Genomic DNA, 16,752 nt, shown 5'->3' on the forward strand with positions numbered 1-16,752 from the left:
ACAAACGCAACGCCCGTCAAGAGCGCCCGACCCCCTCCGCAAGGCACCCGAAGAACCCGACCCGACCACCCTCCCCGCCCCGCTGCCGGCCGGTTTTCGCCGAGCAACGCACCCACCTTGCCGGAAACCCAAACCTCCGAGCCCCGAACGCCGCAGGGGCCCATGCCCCGCGCTGGACCGGCCCCGCGCCGGACCCCGCCAGGGTCGGCGGGGCCGGCGTTGTGGGGTGCGCGGGCCGCCGCCGTCCCTCGCCGCGTGGGGAATCGGCGGCGGAGGGAGGGCGGCGGCGTTCGAAGCCGGCTAGTGGTTCATGCCGGGCATCGACGGCGAACTCGGCGCGGCACCGCCGCCCTTGGTGGTGAGCAGTTGCCGCATCTGCTGCACCTCGGTCGCCTGCGAACTCTTGATCTGCTCGGCCAACTTACGCGCGGCGGGATCGACGCCCTGGGCGAGTTCCGTCTCCGCCATGGCGATCGCCCCGTTGTGGTGTTCGATCATCATGGTGAGGAACCGCCGGTCGAAGTCGGCGCCGGTGGACGCCTTGAACATGGTCATGTCCGCCTCGGACATCATGCCGCCGCCATGGTTCATGCCGCCCGGAGCCGAGGTCGGCTTGCCCCACGTGGTGAGCCAGCCCTTCATCAGCTTGATCTCCGGGGCCTGCGCCGCCTCGATCGTCGCGGCGAGCTTCTTCACCTCGGGGTCGGCCCCCTTGGCCGGTGCCTCCTTGGCCATCTCCACGGCCTGCTCGTGGTGCGGAATCATCATCTGCGCGAACATCACATCCGCGTCGTTGAACGCACCCGCCGACGCCGGAGCCGAGGCCGAGGCGGAGGCCGGGGCGGACGCCGCAGCCGGCGCGGGTGCCGAAGTGGACGCCTTCGCCGAGGACTTGTCCTTGTCGTCGCTGCCGCACGCGGCGAGGACGAGCGCGCCGGACAACACGGCGGCGGTCAGGGCAAGGGAGCGGGTACGGGTACCGGTACGGCTACGGGTACAGCTACGGGTGGATCGCTTCATCGTCTTGCTTCTCCTGGGAGTGCGCGGCCCGCCCTTACGGGCGGGCTCGGCGATGCGGAACAGGGCGCGAAGTCCCCGGCCGGGGCCCGGGACCGGGCAGCGGCCTATATACGCAGCACTCGCAGGAGGGCAAGGTCGGGTGTCGCCGGTGGCGGCAACCCCAGTACGAACGCCGCCAGTCGGGCCCGCGGCCGGCGTCGGCGCCGGGTTCGGGCGCGACGCAGGGCGAGTACGGCCAGGGCGGCCACCACGACGCCGAGGCCCGCGAGCAGCACGGCCAGGCAGATCGTGGTCGGGTCGGAACCGTGGTGCGGGCCGCCGCCGGCGGAGCAGTCGCCGTCCGGGCAACCGCCGTGCCGGCCCGGCGCCATCGGCCGCATCGCGCCGCCGCCCGCGTCGACCGGGTCCACGGCCGTGGAGGCGGCGGCGGGATCGGCCGGCGCGACCGAGGCGGATCCGGGCGCCGACCCCGGCGCGGCCGCCGACGCCGGATGGCCCAGCGTGTGCATGCCCATGACGCCGAGCGTCAGCAGCACCAGGAGCAGGCCGCGCACGAGGACACGGTCGGTGCCACGCGGCGCGCGTGCCACCGCTCCCACCGTCCGCGCCGCCACGTACCCACCCTCCGCCTCGCGCCGTCCATACCCCACGTTGGTATCCAGACTAGGCCCTGGAGCAACACATCGATGAATGGGGACCGATGAAATGATCTTCTGGTCATGCATACCCCCACCCCGTAAACTCGCCGGGCGCTGTCGCGCCGCAAGTACACACGGGAGAGACATTCATGACCACACGCCACGAACCACCCACCGGACACGAACACTCGGAGCATCACCACTCCGAGCCCACACCCGGCGGCCACGACCACGGCCACAGCCACGGCGGCGACAGCGGCGACGGCGGCAATCACGGGAAGCCCGAGGAGCACAGGGAGCACGGAAGCCACGGCGACCACGCGGACCACGCGGACCACGGCAACCAGTCACCCCACCCCCACCACGCCGCCCACCATCACCACCCCCACGATGCCACCGAAGGCCCCGCCTCCTGGAAGATGGCGGCCATGGCCACGCTGCACTGCCTGACCGGCTGCGCCATCGGCGAGGTCCTGGGCATGATCATCGGCACCGCCCTCGGCTGGTCGAACCTCGCGACGATCATCACCGCCGTCGTCCTCGCGTTCGTCTTCGGGTACGGCCTCACCATGCGCGGCGTACTGCGTGCGGGCGTCGACCTGCGCCGAGCCGTCAAGGTCGCGCTCGCCGCCGACACCGTGTCGATCATCGTCATGGAGGTGATGGACAACAGCGTGATGATGCTCGTGCCCGGCGCGATGCACGCCGGACTCGGCGACCTCCTCTTCTGGGCCAGTCTCGCGCTGTCGTTCGCCGTCGCCTTCGTGATCACCGTCCCGGTCAACCGTTGGCTGATCGCCCGCGGCAAGGGCCACGCGGTCGTGCACGCGTACCACTGACCGAGCCGAGCCCCCTCAGGCGCGCTCCGACAGCGCGTCGGGCCGGTGGTGGTGCCGGTCGATCACATAGGCGTGCCGGTGCCGCCACCCGCCGGCCGAGGGCACCGCATCGGCCAGGTGCGGATGGTCGGCGGGCAAGTCGCGGTGCACGTGTACGAGTTCGGCATGCCCACGACGAGGTCGACACGCCGCCGCGCCGGCCACGCCCGCCAGGGCGATACCGCCCAGCACCACCGCGGTGACCGGCAGACCCGCACCGGCCGCCAACCATCCGGCGAGCGGATAGGTCACCAGCCAGCACCCGTGGGACAGGGAGAACTGGGCGGCGAACGCGGCGGGCAGGTCCACGGCCCCCGCCGACCGCCGAATCACCCGCCCGGCCGGGGTGAGCACCAGCGAACACGCCGCGCCGATCGCCGCCCACGCGACCAGAAGCAGCACCCAGGACAGCGTGTTCGGCGCCGCCGCCGTAATCCCCGCGACGGCGGCCAGCACCACCGGAAGCGCGCAGGCCGCGGCCGACATCACGCCGCGATCCGCAAAGCGGCGCAGCAGGCGCGGCAACAGCAGGGCCGCCACCATCGAACCCCCGCCATACGCGCCCAGGGCCAGCGACACCGCACCCGCACTCCGCCCGAAGTGCTCCCGAACCAGAACGACCGTATTCACGAAGACGATCGCACTCGCCGCCGCGACCGCCAGATCAAGCGCCAACAGCGCCCGCAACCCCGGCGTCTCCCGGAACAACCGGAACCCGAGGCCCGCCCGCGCATACCGACCCCGCACACCCTCCACCCGCTCCCGCTCCACCGGTGCCGACGGGGACGGCGCCGGCGCCGGCGCCGGCCGAGGCAACACGACCGAGACGACCAGGGCGGCCGAGGCGACGAAGCCCACCGTCGTGCCGGCGAACAGCCAGTGATACGAGACCAGTTGGAGCAGCAGCGCGGCCAACGCCGGGCTGAACAGGCTCTCCAGGTCGTAGGCGAGCCGAGACATCGACAGGGCGGCCGTGTACTCGCCCTCCTCGGGCAGGAGTTCGGGGATGCCGGCCTGGAACGTGGGCGTGAAGATCGCCGACGCGCCCTGGAGCAGCAGGATCAACACGTAGATCTGCCACACCTGGGTGACGAACGGCAGTGCCAGCGCCACGAAGGCGCGGACGAGGTCCATCGCGGCCAGCAGTCCCCGACGGGAGACCCGATGCGCGAGCGCGCCGGCGGCGGGCGAGATCGCGACATACGCGACCATCTTGATCGCGAGCGCCGTGCCCAGCACGACGGAGGCGTCCGCCCCCGCGATGTCGTAGGCGAGCAGGCTCAGGGCGACCGTGGCCAGACCCGTACCCACGAGCGCGACGATTTGCGCGGTGAACAGACGGCGATAGGTGCGATTTCGTAATACGGCAAGCATCGGCATCGGCCTCGTCCCGTTCGGCGGCGTCGAGCGGCGAGACCAGCGTACTCATCATGTGCGTACACATGCACGCGTTGATCTTCACGAATCGAATCCCACCGGAGGCAGGCCCGGCCCAGGGCCCGCACACGCGTCAATCGTGCGGCGGCAGTTCGCCGATCGTGTGATCGGCCACCTGGAGCGCCTCGTCCACCAGCCGCCGCAGATGCCCGTGGCGCAGCGAGTAGACGACGCGGCGCCCGTCCTTGCGGGCCGTGACGAGACCGGCCAGCCGCAGCTTGGCGAGGTGCTGGCTGACGGAGGGGCGCGGTGCGGCGCAGTCCCGGGTCAGCGTGGTGACGTCGGCCTCGCCCCGGCCGAGCCGATCGAGCAGGGCGAGCCGGGTGCGGTCCGCGAGCAGGGCCAGGACCGAAGCGGCGACCTCCAGGCGTTCACCGGCGGCCGACTCCTGCGTCATCGAGGCACCTGCGTGTCGTTCGCCCGTACTCATGCGCACATCGTAGGGCGAATCCCGGAGCCGCGACCGAAGGCCACGACTCCCCCGCGACGGGGCCGCCGCCATACCTCCTACGATGCGTAGGAGGTAGGCTGACCGCTCGAGCGAAACAGCGGTCGCGATTCGGGACGGAGGGGTCCGCGCATGGGTCGTTCCTCCGCAGTAGGGAAGTTCGCAGCAGGGAAGCCCGCCGTTGGGAAGCTCGCTGTTGGGAAGCTCGTCACGGGGGACCTCGCCGGCCGCGGCCGCAGCCGTGGCCGCGGGCTCCGTCGGGTGATTCCGCTGCTCCTGCTCCTGCTCGTGGCGTGCGCGACGGTCGGGACGTCCGGCGCGAACGAGGCGACCGCCGTACCGATCCCGACCCTCGGCGCCCCCGCCGCGATGGCCGCCGAACCGGCCGGACATCCGGATCCGGGTTCCCCGCACGGCGCGCTCGGCGCCGACTGCCGTCCCGGGGACCGCCATTGCGCGGCCGTACTGACCGGCGGCCCCGTCGTCCCGCCCCGATCGTCCCTCGTCTCCGACGGTCTCGACACCACGACGGCGGACACGACTCGCCTCACCGTCCCGCCCTCGACCGTCCCCCGGGATCCGCCCGACACCCGGGAGTTGTGCGTCAGTCGGACCTGACCACGACCACCCGACTCGCCCGCGCCGCGACACCGGCGCGCCCCGGCGAGCGGGATCCGTCGTCGATGTCACCGAGACGCCCGAGGGACACCCATGGACCAGCAGGACCGGCCCCACCCGTCCGCAGCCGACAAGAACAAGCCGAGCGAACCGAACCAACCGGAAAACCAACCGGAAAACCAACAGGGAAGCCAACGGGAGAACCAACCGGGAAACCAACCCGGCAAATACTCCAACAAGCCCTCCAAAAAGCAGTCGAAAGCCGAACGAGCCGCCAAAATGGCCGAGACCCGCCGCCGTGTCGCCGCCGAACGCGACCGGCAGCGCCGAGCGCAGCGTCGCCGAACCCTCGCGGTCAGGAGCGTCGTGACGCTGCTCGCCACCGGTGTGATCGCGGCCCTGGCCGTCGTCGTGTCGCGGAGCAACGAGGACGCGAACAACCGCGCCGGCACGGCCGGTTCGAGCGGCGGCGCGCTCGTCGCCGAGGTGAAGTCCGCCGCCGGAATCTCCTCCCCGATCCGGGGGGTCACCACCTACACCGCGTCCCAGGGCCACGAGGCCAAGCGGGAGATCCGCTACGAACAGGTGCCGCCCGTCGGGGGACAACACGATCCGGTGTGGCTGAACTGCGGCACGTACACCCAACCCGTCCCGGCCCGCAACGCGGTGCACTCGCTCGAACACGGCGCGGTATGGCTCACCTACCGCCCGGACCTGCCCGCCGACCGGCTCGCCCTGCTGACGGCCAAGGCCAAGGCGTCGTACGTGATCCTGAGCCCCGTCCCGGACCTCCCGTCGCCGGTGGTCGCCAGTGCCTGGGGCATACAACTGCCGCTGACCGACGTCGGCGACCCGCGCCTGGACGAGTTCCTGAAGACGTACCGGGAGGGACCACAATCGCCCGAACCCGGCGCACCGTGCAGCGGCGGGGTGAGCAGGTGAAGGCGCTCGGCGCGGTCGTCGAACTCACCCCGTTCCTGGTGGTCGCCTTCGGCTTCGCCTACCTCATCCGCGCGATCCTCGACGCCGACCGCCGCGAACGCGCCCTGATGGACGCCCGCGACCGCACGGCGGCGACAACGACGTCGACGGCGGTGACATCGACAACAGCGCCGACAACCGGTGCCGACACGAACACCGATACCGACACCGATGCCGACACGAACACCGATGCCGACATCGATGCCATCACCGGCACCGGCACCGACACCGGCGCCGTCACCGGCGCGGCCCACGAACCCTCCCGGGACACGAGAACACGCGAGTGACGACCCGGCAACGCCCCGACCCCACCCAAGATCTCGACCTGGCATCTTCATCCCGGCAACGAGGTGTTACCGGATGCTTTCCTGGTTACGCTGCGAAGTGGCCGACGTGTGATCTTCGTTCGTGGAAGGGACGTTCACCATGTCCGTTTGCGAGCTGTTGGCGCCGCCGCATGTGTGTGACGCCGTCGACGATCGCGTCGACCTCGATCGACACGGGCGGCGGGACCTGACCGTGCGGATCACCGCCCCGGCGGCGGTGTGCGGGCCCGGCGACGGCCTCGTGGTGACCTGGGCGCCGCAATCCCCCACCCTCATCGGGGTGTTCGAGGTACACACCGCCGTCGCGGGGGTCGGCGCGGTATATGTCACCCTCCCGCACGCCAAGGTCTGCTGGAGCGCGGGCGCCGCCGTGCGGGTGACCTACCGACTGATCAAACCGGACGGCAGAACCCTGGAGGCGCCCAGCGGCGCCGTCGTCGAATGCGTCAGCGAATACCCGCCGTTGCTCGACTTCGCCGACGTCACCGAGGCGAGCAACGGACACATCAGCCTGGACCGACTCGACGCGCGTGGCGCGACCGTCACCGTGCCGTACGACGACGTCCCGGTCGACAGCGGCGACACCGTCGTCGTCACCTGGACCCCACGATCGTCCGGCGTCGAGCCGTTCGAGACCCGCTTCACCGTCGAACAGGCACGGGGCGACGGCTCGGCGCAGATCCCCCTGGACCGGGTACGCGCCTGCGAGGGCAGCAGCGCCGAGATCCACTATCGCGTCATCAAACGCGGCGGCATCGGCGAAGCCACCTCCGGCCGCAGCGTCTTCGCGATAGACCCCACCCCGGATCCCACCCCCTTCCCCCGCCGCCCTTGGCCGGCGACGATCCGCCGCCCGTACATCGGGTAGCGCCCCACCTCGGTCGGGGCGAGCCCCGGGGTGCTCGACAAGATCGCCGAAGTCAGCTTAGGCTTACCTAAATCTTCGGCGTGCCGCTCTATCGATGCGCCCATCCCCGGGAGTCGCCGCATGCCCGGCGGGTGACCGCCGCAGCACGACGGGAGTGGCATGTCACGGGGTGTTCCTGACGCATGGTCGGTTCCCGACGGGTGGCCGGCATGACGGGCGTCACCCTTCGCGAAACCGCGCCCGCGCGCCCCGCGCCCGCCACCGCGGACGTACGTCGGCGACGACTGGTCGGACTGTGCGTGCTCCTCGCCGCGCTCCTGCTCGCGACGGTGGCGTCCCTGGCCGTCGGCGCGCGGGCGCTGAGTCCCTCCGAGGTGTGGCACGGCCTGTTCGCGGCATCGGACCCCGACCAGCGGCGCAACGAGATCCGGCTCATCGTGCAGACCGTGCGCCTCCCGCGTACGGTCCTCGCGATCGTGGCGGGCATCGCGCTGGGCGTCGGCGGCGCGTTGATCCAGGGGTACACGCGCAACCCGATCGCGGACACGGGGTTGGTGGGGGTCAATGCCGGCGCGTCGTTCGCCGTCGCGACGGCCATCGCCGTGTTCGGGTTCGCCGAGCCGACGCAGTACGTGTGGTTCGCCGTCGCCGGGGCCGGTGTCGCCGGCGCCGTGGTGTTCGGACTGGCGAGCATCGGGCGGGGAGCGGGTGATCCGCTGACCCTGGCACTGGCCGGCCAGGGGGTCACGGTCTTCCTCGCCGCGATGACGACCGCGGTGTCGTTGTCGGACAAGGCGGCGATGGACGCGCTGCGCTTCTGGAACGCGGGCTCGGTGGCCGGCGTCGGGTTCGACGTGATCTGGCCGGTGGCCGGGCTCGTCGCGCTCGGATCGACGGCGGCGCTCGCCACGTTGCCCGCGCTCAACCTCCTCGGCCTGGGCGACGACGTGGCCAGGGGCCTGGGGGTCGACATCGTGCGCACCCGCGTCATCGGCATCGTCGCCGTCACCGTCCTCGCGGGAGCGGCGACGGCGGCGTGCGGCCCGATCGCCTTCCTCGGTCTCATGGTGGCCCACGTGGCCCGATACCTGACCGGCCCGGACTATCGCTGGCTGGTGCCCTACGCGGGCCTGCTCGGCGCGCTCGTCCTGCTGGCCTGCGACATCGTGGGACGCGTCGTGGTGCGGCCCGGGGAGTTGGACGCGGGTGTGCTGGTGGCCGTGCTCGGCGCCCCGTCCTTCGCGGTTCTGGTGTGGCGCGGAAGGATCAAGGGCCTGTGAGCGGCACGGAGGTCGACCCCCCGACCCGCCCCACGACCCGACCCGGGGTGCGGTTCGGCCAGGTGTCGTTCGTCTGGCGACCGCGCGTCGTCCTGGTGACGCTGTCGCTGGCCGCGGCGACCTTCCTGATGTTCTGCGTGTCCATCGCCGTCGGCGACTTCCGGCTCGGACTGGACCGGGTGATCGCGACGATCCTCGGCCGGGGCGACGCGGTCGACGAGTTCGTGATCATGGACCTGCGCATGCCGAGGGCCCTGGCGGGCCTGATCGTGGGCATCGCCCTGGGGGTCTCCGGGGCGCTCACCCAGTCGCTCGCCCGAAATCCGCTGGCCAGTCCGGACGTTCTGGGCATCACCGGCGGCGCGAGCGCGGTCGCGGTTTTCCTGGTGACGGTGTCGGGCGGGGCGTCCGCGGCGATCGCCGGCTCCGTGGGACTGTCCACCGCGGCGCTCGCGGGCGGGCTCGGGACCGGTCTGCTCGTGTACGCCCTGGCCTGGCGCCGGGGCATCGACGGACTGCGGCTCATCCTCATCGGCATCTCGGCGAACGCGGTGACGCAGGCGGTCACGACCTGGCTGCTGGCCACCGCCGACATCCGCGACGTGGCCAGGGCCCAGGCGTGGTTGGTCGGCTCGCTCGACAACCGCTCGTGGGACGAGGTCCGCGTGGCCTTCTGGTGCACGCTCGTGCTGATGCTCGTCGTGGTGGCGATCGCCTTCCAGTTCAAGCCGATGCACTTGGGCGACGAGGTCGCCGCCGGCCTGGGCGTGCGATATGTCGCCGTACGCGCGGTACTTCTGCTGTGCGCGGTCCTGCTCGCCGGTGCCGCGGTGAGCGCGGCGGGACCCGTTCCGTTCGTCGCGCTGGTGGCGCCCCAGGTGGCGATGCGACTGGTCGGGACCCCGACGCCCCCGTTGGCGGCGTCGGGCGTGCTGGGGGCGCTGCTGCTCATCGGCGCGGACCTGGTCGCGCGCACCGCGCTGCCGGTCACGCTGCCCGTGGGCGTGGTCACGGCCGCCGTCGGCGGCCCCTTCCTCGTGTACCTGCTGGTACGGGCGAACCTCCGGCAGCGGGCGTAATGGACAGGCAATCCGAGGGGTGTTCGTGGTCGCGCAGCGCATGACCGAGGCCGGGAACGAAGCCGGACGCGAGGCCGGGAGCGAAGCCGGGACGGCGTCCGGGGTCGACCGGATCCCGCGCCTGACGGCCGACGGGATCACCGTCGGCTACGGCGGCGCGACGGTCATCGACGGCCTCGACGTGGTGATCCCGCCGGGCCTGGTGACCACGATCATCGGCCCCAACGGCTGCGGCAAGTCGACGCTGCTGCGCACCCTTTCGCGGCTGCTCAAGCCGACGCGGGGCGCGGTCGTGCTGGACGGCGAGGACATCGCCGGGCTCAGGACCCGTGACGTGGCGAAGAAGCTCGGCCTGCTGCCCCAGGCGCCGATCGCGCCGGAGGGGCTGACGGTGGCGGATCTGGTCGCCAAGGGCCGTCATCCGCACCAGAGTTGGCTGCGCCAGTGGTCGTCCGACGATGCCTCGGTCGTCGAGCGCGCACTCGCCATGACCGGCGTGGCCGACCTGGCCGACCGCGCGGTCGACTCGCTGTCCGGCGGGCAGCGCCAACGCGTGTGGATCTCGATGACCCTGGCCCAGGGAACCGACCTGCTGCTCCTGGACGAGCCGACCACCTACCTCGACCTGGCGCACGCGATCGACGTCCTCGACCTGGTGGACGACCTGCACGAGGCGGGCCGCACGGTGGTCATGGTGCTGCACGACCTCAACCTGGCGGCGCGATACAGCGACAACCTCGTCGTGATGCGGGCGGGCGCGATCCTGGCCCAGGGACACCCCCGCGACGTGATCAGCGCCGAACTGCTGCGCGAGGCCTTCGGGTTGACCGCGACGGTGATCGACGACCCGGTCGGCGACCGACCGCTCGTCGTGCCGATCGGCCGCGCCCACGTCCGGGCGGAAGCCGGGGCCGAGGTCCGGGCCGAGGTCCGGGCCGAGGTACCGGCGGAAGCACGGGCGGACGCGCGGGCCGATGACGCCGCACATGAGGATCGCCACACGGCGGACCCCGCCTGACCCCGATCAAGTAAGGTTAGCCTGCCCTAAGTCGGGGTGAGCGCACGTCTGCGACCAAGGAAACCCTCATGCACCTCCCCGGAACCACGCGCACGAAGCCCTGGCAACGCCTGGCGGCGACAGCCTCCGCCGCGGCCCTCGGCATCGGCCTCCTCGCCGGCTGCGGCTCCGACAAGGCCGACGACAAGGCGGACGGGAAGGCCGACGGCGCTGCCGCCGGCAACACCCCGCCGCCGGCCGCCGCAGGGGCCTTCCCGACCACCGTGGAGCACGCGTTCGGGTCGACGACGATACGCAAGGCGCCGCAGCGCATCGTCACCGTCGGCTACACCGACGACCAGGCGGTCCTGGCCCTCGGCTACAAGCCGGTCGGCATGGTCGACCAGTATCCGAACCCGCCCGGGACCACCCCCGACATCAACACCCAGTGGCCCTGGACGAAGGACAAGTGGGGCGGCGCCCGCCCCGAAGTCGTGATGAAGAACGGGGACTCCGGCCCCAACTACGAGAAGATCGCCCAGTTGCGCCCGGACCTGATCATCGCCGTCTACTCCGAGATCGACCAGGCCGCGTACGACAAGCTCTCCAAGCTCGCCCCGACGGTCGGTCGCACCAAGGGCGAGAAGGAACCGTTCAGCGCACCCTGGCAGGACAACGCGCTGCACATCGCCAAGACCCTGGGCAAAGCCGACGAAGGCGCCCGGCTGGTACAGGACATCCGCACCAAACTGGACACACTTCGCACCACCCGCCCGGAGTTCACCAACCAAAAGGCCGTCGCGGTCTCCTGGTACAAGGACTCGCTCGCGCCGTTCACCACCACCGACGTACGCGGCCAACTGCTCACCGGGATGGGCTTCCAGGGTGTGCCGGAGATCGACCGGCTCGCCGACGGCAAGTTCTATGTACCGCTGTCGCCCGAGCGGGTCGACCTGATCAACGTCGACCGCATCTTCGTGATCAACGACCAGGCCGACATCAACGCGCTGAAGAACTACCCGCTGTTCACCAACCTGCCCGCCGTCAAGAACGGCAAGGTGTCGTACCTGCTCGACAGCGAGGGCCCGGCGGTCGGCGCCGCGATGTCGCAGGCCACCCTGCTGTCCCTGCCCTACGCCATCGACGAGACCGCCAAGTCGATCGGCTGACCGTCATGGCGACTCCCCCCGCGCTCGCCGCGCCGACCCACGCGCCCCCTCGCCACCCGGCCCCGGCGGCCGGCGCGTGAACACTCCCGGCATACCCGCGCCGGCGTTGCACACCGCCTCCGGGCGCGAGGCGACCCGGTGGGTGGTGGCGCACCTCCGGCGCCGGCCGTGGCCGGCTGCGGCCACCGTGTTCACCATGGTCGCCGCGGCGGCCCTGCACGTGGTCCCGGTACTGCTCCTGGGTCGTGTGGTCGACGCCGTCGTCGCGGGCGAACCACGCTCGACCCTGGTCGTGATCGGGGCCTGGCTGGTGGCCGCCGCGCTGCTCGGCGCGGCGGCCACCGCGGTGTCCACCCACCTGATCGGACGGCTGGGCGCCGACCTGCTCGCCCGACTGCGCGAGGGCGCGGTGCGCGCGGTACTGGGCATGCCCGGCACCCGAATCGAACAGGTCGGCCGCGGCGACGTGCTCTCCAGGGTCGGCGACGACGTGGCCGTGCTGTCCAAGGGCATTCGCGTGGCCGTCCCCACGGTGTTCTCCGCCGGCGTGCTGGTCGTCATCGCCACCGCCGGCATGTTCGGGCTCGACTGGCGGCTCGGCCTCGCCGGCGCCGGCGCCCTTCCGGCGTACGCGTTCGCGCTGCGCTGGTACCTCCCGCGTTCCGCACCGCTGTACCGGCGGCAGCGGAGCGCCCAGGCGGAGCGTGCGCAGGCGCTGATCAGCGGCCTGCACGGGATCGACACGGTCCGGGCGTTCCGCCTCGAAGCGACCTTTCGCGAGCAGGTCGACAGCAGTTCGCGGCGCGTGCGCGACCTGGGCATCGACGTGTTCCGGCTCTTCGGCCGATTCGTCGGCAGGGAGAACCGCGCCGAGTTCATCGGACTGACCCTGATCGTCCTGGTCGGCTACGCCCTCCTGGAGGCGGACGCCGCGAGCCTCGGCGAAGTGGCCGCCGCCCCGATACTGTTCCACCAGTTGTTCGTGCCGCTCGGATCCATCATGTTCACCTTCGACGAGGCACAGAAGTCGGGGGCGAGCCTGACCCGGCTGGTCGGCGTACTGGGCGAGAGCACCCCGGACCGACTCGTCGGCGACCCCGCCGTGCCCGCCGCCGGCGACGAACCCCGATCGGTGACCGTCCGAGGACTGACGTTCGCCTACCCCGACGGCGACCGGCCGGTGTTGCGCGACGTCGACCTGACGATCCCGGCCGGTGGTTCGCTCGCCCTGGTCGGGGCGAGCGGCGCGGGCAAGTCGACCCTGGCCGCGTTGATCGCGGGCATCGGCACCCCGCTGTCCGGGTCGGTGCACATCGGCACGACCGACCTCGCCGACCTGGACGAGGCCGGGGCCCGCTCCCTCGTCGGCATCCTCACCCAGGAGACGCATGTGTTCTCCGGACCGCTTGCCGACGACCTGCGCCTGGCCGCGCCGGACGCCACCGACGCCGAACTGCTCGCCGCGCTGCGTACCGTCGGCGCCGACACATGGGTGTACGCACTCCCCGAAGGTCTGCACACCGACGTCGGCGAAGGCGGCCGGCGGCCGGACGTCACGGAGGTCGCCCGCATCGCGCTGGCCAGGTTGACGCTGCGCCGAACCCCGGTCGTGGTGCTGGACGAATCCACCGCGGAGGCCGGCAGCACCCACGCGGCCGAGTTGGAACGCGCCGTACTGGCGGCGTGCGCGGGCCGGACCACTCTCCTGGTGGCCCACCGGCTGACCCAGGCGGCCGCGGCGGATCGCGTCGCCGTCCTGGAGGCGGGGCGGGTCGTGGAAGAGGGCTCCCACGAGGAGTTGATCGCCCTCGACGGTCGATACGCGCGGCTGTGGCAGGCGTGGCGCGAAGGCGCCGACACCGCCGAAGGCCCCGCGCGGTGACCGCCGTCCGCCTCGCGCCATCGGCCCCGCCCGCCCACGTCCACATCCACGTTCGCCGGAAGAGACGCACGGCCCCCCGATGACCACACCCGAAAGCCCGCGGCCCCTCACCGGGCCCGACATCGTCCGGGCCACCCTGCGCCGCAACGTCGGCGCCATGGCCCGAGGCACCGTCCTCATGGGCATGTACCAGGCCGGCGAGACCGCCTTCCCCATCGCGCTGGGTCTGATCGTCGAACACGCGCTGCGTGATCGCGGCCTCGCACCACTCGCCCTGGCGATCGTCGCGCTGGCCGTGATCAGCACGACCGTCTCGCTGTCGTGGCGGTTCGGCATGCGGGTGTTGCAGAAGGCCAACACCACCGAAGCACACCACTGGCGCGTGCAGGTGGCGGCCCGCGGACTGCGACCCGTGGCCGGGGGCGGCGACCTCAAGTCGGGCGAGGTGCTGACCATCGCCACCGACGACGCCGATCAGACCGCCGACCTCGTCGAGGTGATCCCGGTGCTGATCGGCTCCCTGGTCGCGGTGCTCGTCGCGGCGATCGCCCTGGGCCTGGCCAGCGTGCCGCTCGGCCTGTTGGTGATCGTCGGGACCGCCGCGATCCTGGCGGTGATGAGCGTGCTGTCCAAGCGGATCGACGCCGGCACCCGCGAGCAGCAGGCCCACGTCGCACGGGCCGGCGCGAAAGTCGCCGACCTGATCACCGGATTGCGCCCGCTGCACGGTTTCGGCGGCAACCACGCGGCGTTCGCCTCGTATCGGGGGGTCAGCTCGGCGGCCCGGCGCCAGGCGATCGCGGTCGCGAGGGTCAACGGCGCGTACGCGGGCACGGCGCAGGCCCTGAACGCCGTGCCGGCCACCGCCGTGACGCTGACCGCGGGCTGGCTGGCGTTCGAGGGTCGGATCGGCATCGGCACGCTGGTGATGGCCGTCGGCCTGGCGCAGTTCATCGTGGAACCGCTCCGGCTCTGCTCGAACATGCCCAAGTACGTGATGATCGCGCGCGCGTCGGCCGAGCGTATGGCGCTGGTGCTCGCCGCGCCCCCGGTCGTGCCGCCGCCGGCGGAGGAGCCCCCGGTCACCGGAGGCGGTCTCGACGTCGAGTCGGTCCGGTACGGATCGCTGCGCGAACTGTCCTTCCGGGTGCGGCCCGGCGAGTTCGTGGCCGTGGTCGCGCGCCGACCGGGCGCGGCGGCCGATCTCGTGGCGCTCCTGGCCGCACGCGTCCCGCACGACGCGTATCGGGGCACCGTGCGCCTCGGCGGCACCCCGATCGCCGACCTGTCGGTCGACACGATCCGCGCGCACATGCTGGTGAACCCCGGCAACGCGGAGATCTTCGCGGGCACCCTCCGCAGCAACATCGACCCGTCGGGCGGGGGGCGGCCGCTCGCGGAGGCCGTCGAGGCGTCCATGCTCACCGACGTCGTCGCCCTGCACCGTGACGGACTCGACCACGCCGTCCGCGACCGCGGCGCCAACCTCTCCGGCGGCCAGCGGCAACGGCTGTCCCTGGCCCGCGCGTTGGCGGCCGACGCCGAGATCCTGGTCCTGCCCGACCCGACGACCGCCGTCGACGCCGTCACGGAGCAACTGATCGCCCGCAACATCGCCACCCTGCGTCGGGGCCGGACCACGGTGGTGATCACGAGCAGCCCGGCGTTCTTGGACGCCGCGGACCGGGTCCTGATGCTGGACGAGGGCACGATCGTCGCCGAGGACACACATCGCAACCTGCTGGCCGGCAACGAGACCTACCGAGCGGCGGTATCGAGGTGAGACCCGGCCGGCGGCCGTAGCGAGGCGAGCGCCGCCTCCAGCACGTCCCGCCCTTCGCGGTCGAACGCCACCAGCCGCACCCGCTCGACGGCACTCGACGCCCCCACGACGGTCGCCACCGCGATCCGCGCGGCCGCCTCGGCCGGAAATCCGTACACTCCGGTGGCGATCGCCGGGAACGCCAGGCTCCGCACGCCCAATTCGTCCGCGACCTCGAGGCAGCGCCGGTAGCACGAGGCCAGGATCTCGGCCTCGCCGAAGTCACCGCCCTCCCAGACCGGCCCCACGGTGTGGATCACGTGGCGCACCGGCGGATACAGGTCGAAGGCCGGCGTCGCCATCGCGTCGCCCGGATCGCACGGCCCGATCTCGGCCCCCGCCGCCGCGAGCCGTGGACCCGCCGCCCGGTGGATCGCGCCGTCCACGCCGCCGCCACCCATCAACGACTCGTTCGCCGCGGTCACGACGGCGTCCGTGTCCTGGAGCGTGATGTCACCCTGCACGATCTCGATCACGGTCATGCCCCGATCATGCCGGCGATCTTCCGGGCGACGGATCCGGAAGTCGACCGGGCGGCGGGCGAGTTGGCCGGAGCCGTGCGACGTGCCGGCGATCAGCCGTCGTGGTGCGGGGGTCGGGGGGTCAGGTCGTGGAAATCCTCCTCCCAGCGGTTTCGGGTGTAGCGGCGACCGACGGGGGTTTCCCACCACAGCAGGTCCTTGGCCAGGCGGACATGGTCCAAGGCGATCCGGCGGCGGCCCAGTTCGGCCATCAACGGGTGCAGGCCGGTGGCCAGTTCGTCCAGGGTCTCGGCCTCGACCGCGTCGTCGAAGCGGGTGCGTTCGCGGCGTTGCACCAGGGTGTGGTCGGGCGCGATCAGTCGGGCCAGGTCCCGGCAGGCCGCGCCGATCGAGGTGCCGTCCGGGCGGTGCAGACCGCCGGCGAGGGAGCCCTGGTGCACCGCGTACAGGGCGATCGCGTGTCGCACGGCCCGGGTGGCCAGGCGGCGTTCGAGGGTGACGGGCAGATGGACGGTGATCGCCTCCACGGCGGGCACGGGCGGGTCGGACGCCGCGGCCGGCAGGAATCGGGCGGCCAACCGGCGATCACCGTGGACCCGCGCCAGGAACGTATGCAACGCGTGCTCCCACGGCGCCCAATACGCGGAGACGCGCGGTATCGGCGGCGCGGTCATCGTGGTCGATTCGTCGTGAGGCGCATGATCGATTCCTCGGGGTCGACGCCCGGACGGGCGCCGGGGTGGGCGGGTGCGGTCATCCATCGGAACGGACCGGGACGCGCCCGTCCGGGCGGTCCCGCTCCATCACCGTTATGACGAACCGGAGCG

General features: G+C 72.1%; 17 protein-coding genes. 11 read left to right on the top strand and 6 right to left on the bottom strand.

Translation table 11 applies throughout. The features are described 5' to 3' along the window. Positions 1-300: 300 nt before the first annotated feature. Together EMA17_RS50365 and EMA17_RS50370 are read right to left on the bottom strand one after the other, a co-directional pair. On the bottom strand, positions 301-1,020 hold the full coding sequence (locus EMA17_RS50365) for a DUF305 domain-containing protein (RefSeq protein ID WP_126643943.1): 720 nt from the start codon (positions 1,018-1,020) through the stop codon (positions 301-303). Positions 1,021-1,124: 104 nt separating this feature from the next. Beyond that, positions 1,125-1,574 (bottom strand): DUF6153 family protein, encoded by a 450-nt coding sequence (locus tag EMA17_RS50370; protein WP_126643944.1) that lies wholly within the window; start codon positions 1,572-1,574, stop codon positions 1,125-1,127. 233 nt (positions 1,575-1,807) lie between these two features. Between EMA17_RS50370 and EMA17_RS56275 the strand changes: the two genes are divergently transcribed. Beyond that, positions 1,808-2,497 (top strand): DUF4396 domain-containing protein, encoded by a 690-nt coding sequence (locus EMA17_RS56275; RefSeq protein ID WP_126643945.1) that lies wholly within the window; start codon positions 1,808-1,810, stop codon positions 2,495-2,497. Positions 2,498-2,512: 15 nt separating this feature from the next. Here EMA17_RS56275 and EMA17_RS50380 read toward each other — a convergent pair whose 3' ends face one another. Beyond that, positions 2,513-3,910, bottom strand: coding sequence for an MFS transporter (locus tag EMA17_RS50380; protein ID WP_126643970.1), 1,398 nt, complete (start codon positions 3,908-3,910; stop codon positions 2,513-2,515). Positions 3,911-4,046: 136 nt separating this feature from the next. Then, positions 4,047-4,403: an ArsR/SmtB family transcription factor gene (locus EMA17_RS50385; protein WP_126643946.1), complete on the bottom strand. Its 357-nt coding sequence runs from the start codon at positions 4,401-4,403 to the stop codon at positions 4,047-4,049. A 279-nt stretch (positions 4,404-4,682) separates the two neighbouring features. Here EMA17_RS50385 and EMA17_RS50390 point away from each other — a divergent pair, with 279 nt between their 5' ends. The 10 genes from EMA17_RS50390 to EMA17_RS50435 all read left to right on the top strand — a co-directional run bounded on the left by EMA17_RS50390 (position 4,683) and on the right by EMA17_RS50435 (position 15,404). Beyond that, positions 4,683-5,039: a hypothetical protein gene (locus tag EMA17_RS50390; RefSeq protein ID WP_126643947.1), complete on the top strand. Its 357-nt coding sequence runs from the start codon at positions 4,683-4,685 to the stop codon at positions 5,037-5,039. Between the two features lie 279 nt (positions 5,040-5,318). After that, positions 5,319-5,981: a thioredoxin-like domain-containing protein gene (locus tag EMA17_RS50400; protein ID WP_126643948.1), complete on the top strand. Its 663-nt coding sequence runs from the start codon at positions 5,319-5,321 to the stop codon at positions 5,979-5,981. Then, complete coding sequence (locus EMA17_RS55710; RefSeq protein WP_218043285.1) at positions 5,978-6,307, top strand: hypothetical protein; 330 nt, start codon at positions 5,978-5,980, stop codon at positions 6,305-6,307. The genes EMA17_RS50400 and EMA17_RS55710 overlap by 4 nt, the downstream gene beginning before the upstream one ends. Before the next feature lie 139 nt (positions 6,308-6,446). Then, positions 6,447-7,214, top strand: a complete 768-nt coding sequence (locus EMA17_RS50405; RefSeq protein WP_126643949.1) for a hypothetical protein — start codon at positions 6,447-6,449, stop codon at positions 7,212-7,214. A 209-nt stretch (positions 7,215-7,423) separates the two neighbouring features. Next, positions 7,424-8,494 carry a FecCD family ABC transporter permease gene (locus EMA17_RS50410; RefSeq protein ID WP_126643950.1) on the top strand — a complete coding sequence of 357 codons (1,071 nt, stop codon included), beginning with the start codon at positions 7,424-7,426 and terminating at the stop codon, positions 8,492-8,494. Then, positions 8,491-9,573, top strand: a complete 1,083-nt coding sequence (locus EMA17_RS50415) for a FecCD family ABC transporter permease (protein ID WP_126643951.1) — start codon at positions 8,491-8,493, stop codon at positions 9,571-9,573. Before EMA17_RS50410 ends, EMA17_RS50415 begins: the two co-directional genes overlap by 4 nt. A 40-nt stretch (positions 9,574-9,613) precedes the next feature. Further along, entirely contained in the window at positions 9,614-10,591 is a 978-nt protein-coding gene (locus EMA17_RS50420) for an ABC transporter ATP-binding protein (protein WP_281290641.1), read from the top strand. A gap of 68 nt (positions 10,592-10,659) precedes the next feature. Continuing rightward, positions 10,660-11,739, top strand: coding sequence for an iron-siderophore ABC transporter substrate-binding protein (locus tag EMA17_RS50425; protein ID WP_126643952.1), 1,080 nt, complete (start codon positions 10,660-10,662; stop codon positions 11,737-11,739). 76 nt (positions 11,740-11,815) lie between these two features. Further along, a complete protein-coding gene (locus EMA17_RS50430) occupies positions 11,816-13,621 on the top strand; it encodes an ABC transporter ATP-binding protein (RefSeq protein ID WP_126643953.1) in 1,806 nt (601 codons plus the stop codon). A 79-nt stretch (positions 13,622-13,700) separates the two neighbouring features. Beyond that, the gene (locus EMA17_RS50435; protein ID WP_126643954.1) at positions 13,701-15,404 is read left to right on the top strand and encodes an ABC transporter ATP-binding protein; all 1,704 of its coding nucleotides are present in this window, start codon (positions 13,701-13,703) and stop codon (positions 15,402-15,404) included. On the opposite strand, the gene EMA17_RS50440 is transcribed toward EMA17_RS50435, so the two are convergent. Next, positions 15,380-15,925, bottom strand: a complete 546-nt coding sequence (locus EMA17_RS50440; RefSeq protein WP_126643955.1) for an O-acetyl-ADP-ribose deacetylase — start codon at positions 15,923-15,925, stop codon at positions 15,380-15,382. The two genes, EMA17_RS50435 and EMA17_RS50440, sit on opposite strands and share 25 nt — an antisense overlap. A gap of 92 nt (positions 15,926-16,017) precedes the next feature. Then, complete coding sequence (gene casB, locus EMA17_RS50445) at positions 16,018-16,599, bottom strand: type I-E CRISPR-associated protein Cse2/CasB (protein ID WP_160161886.1); 582 nt, start codon at positions 16,597-16,599, stop codon at positions 16,018-16,020. Positions 16,600-16,752 lie beyond the last annotated feature (153 nt).

Source organism: Embleya hyalina, from assembly GCF_003967355.1.
GTDB lineage: Bacteria > Actinomycetota > Actinomycetes > Streptomycetales > Streptomycetaceae > Embleya > Embleya hyalina.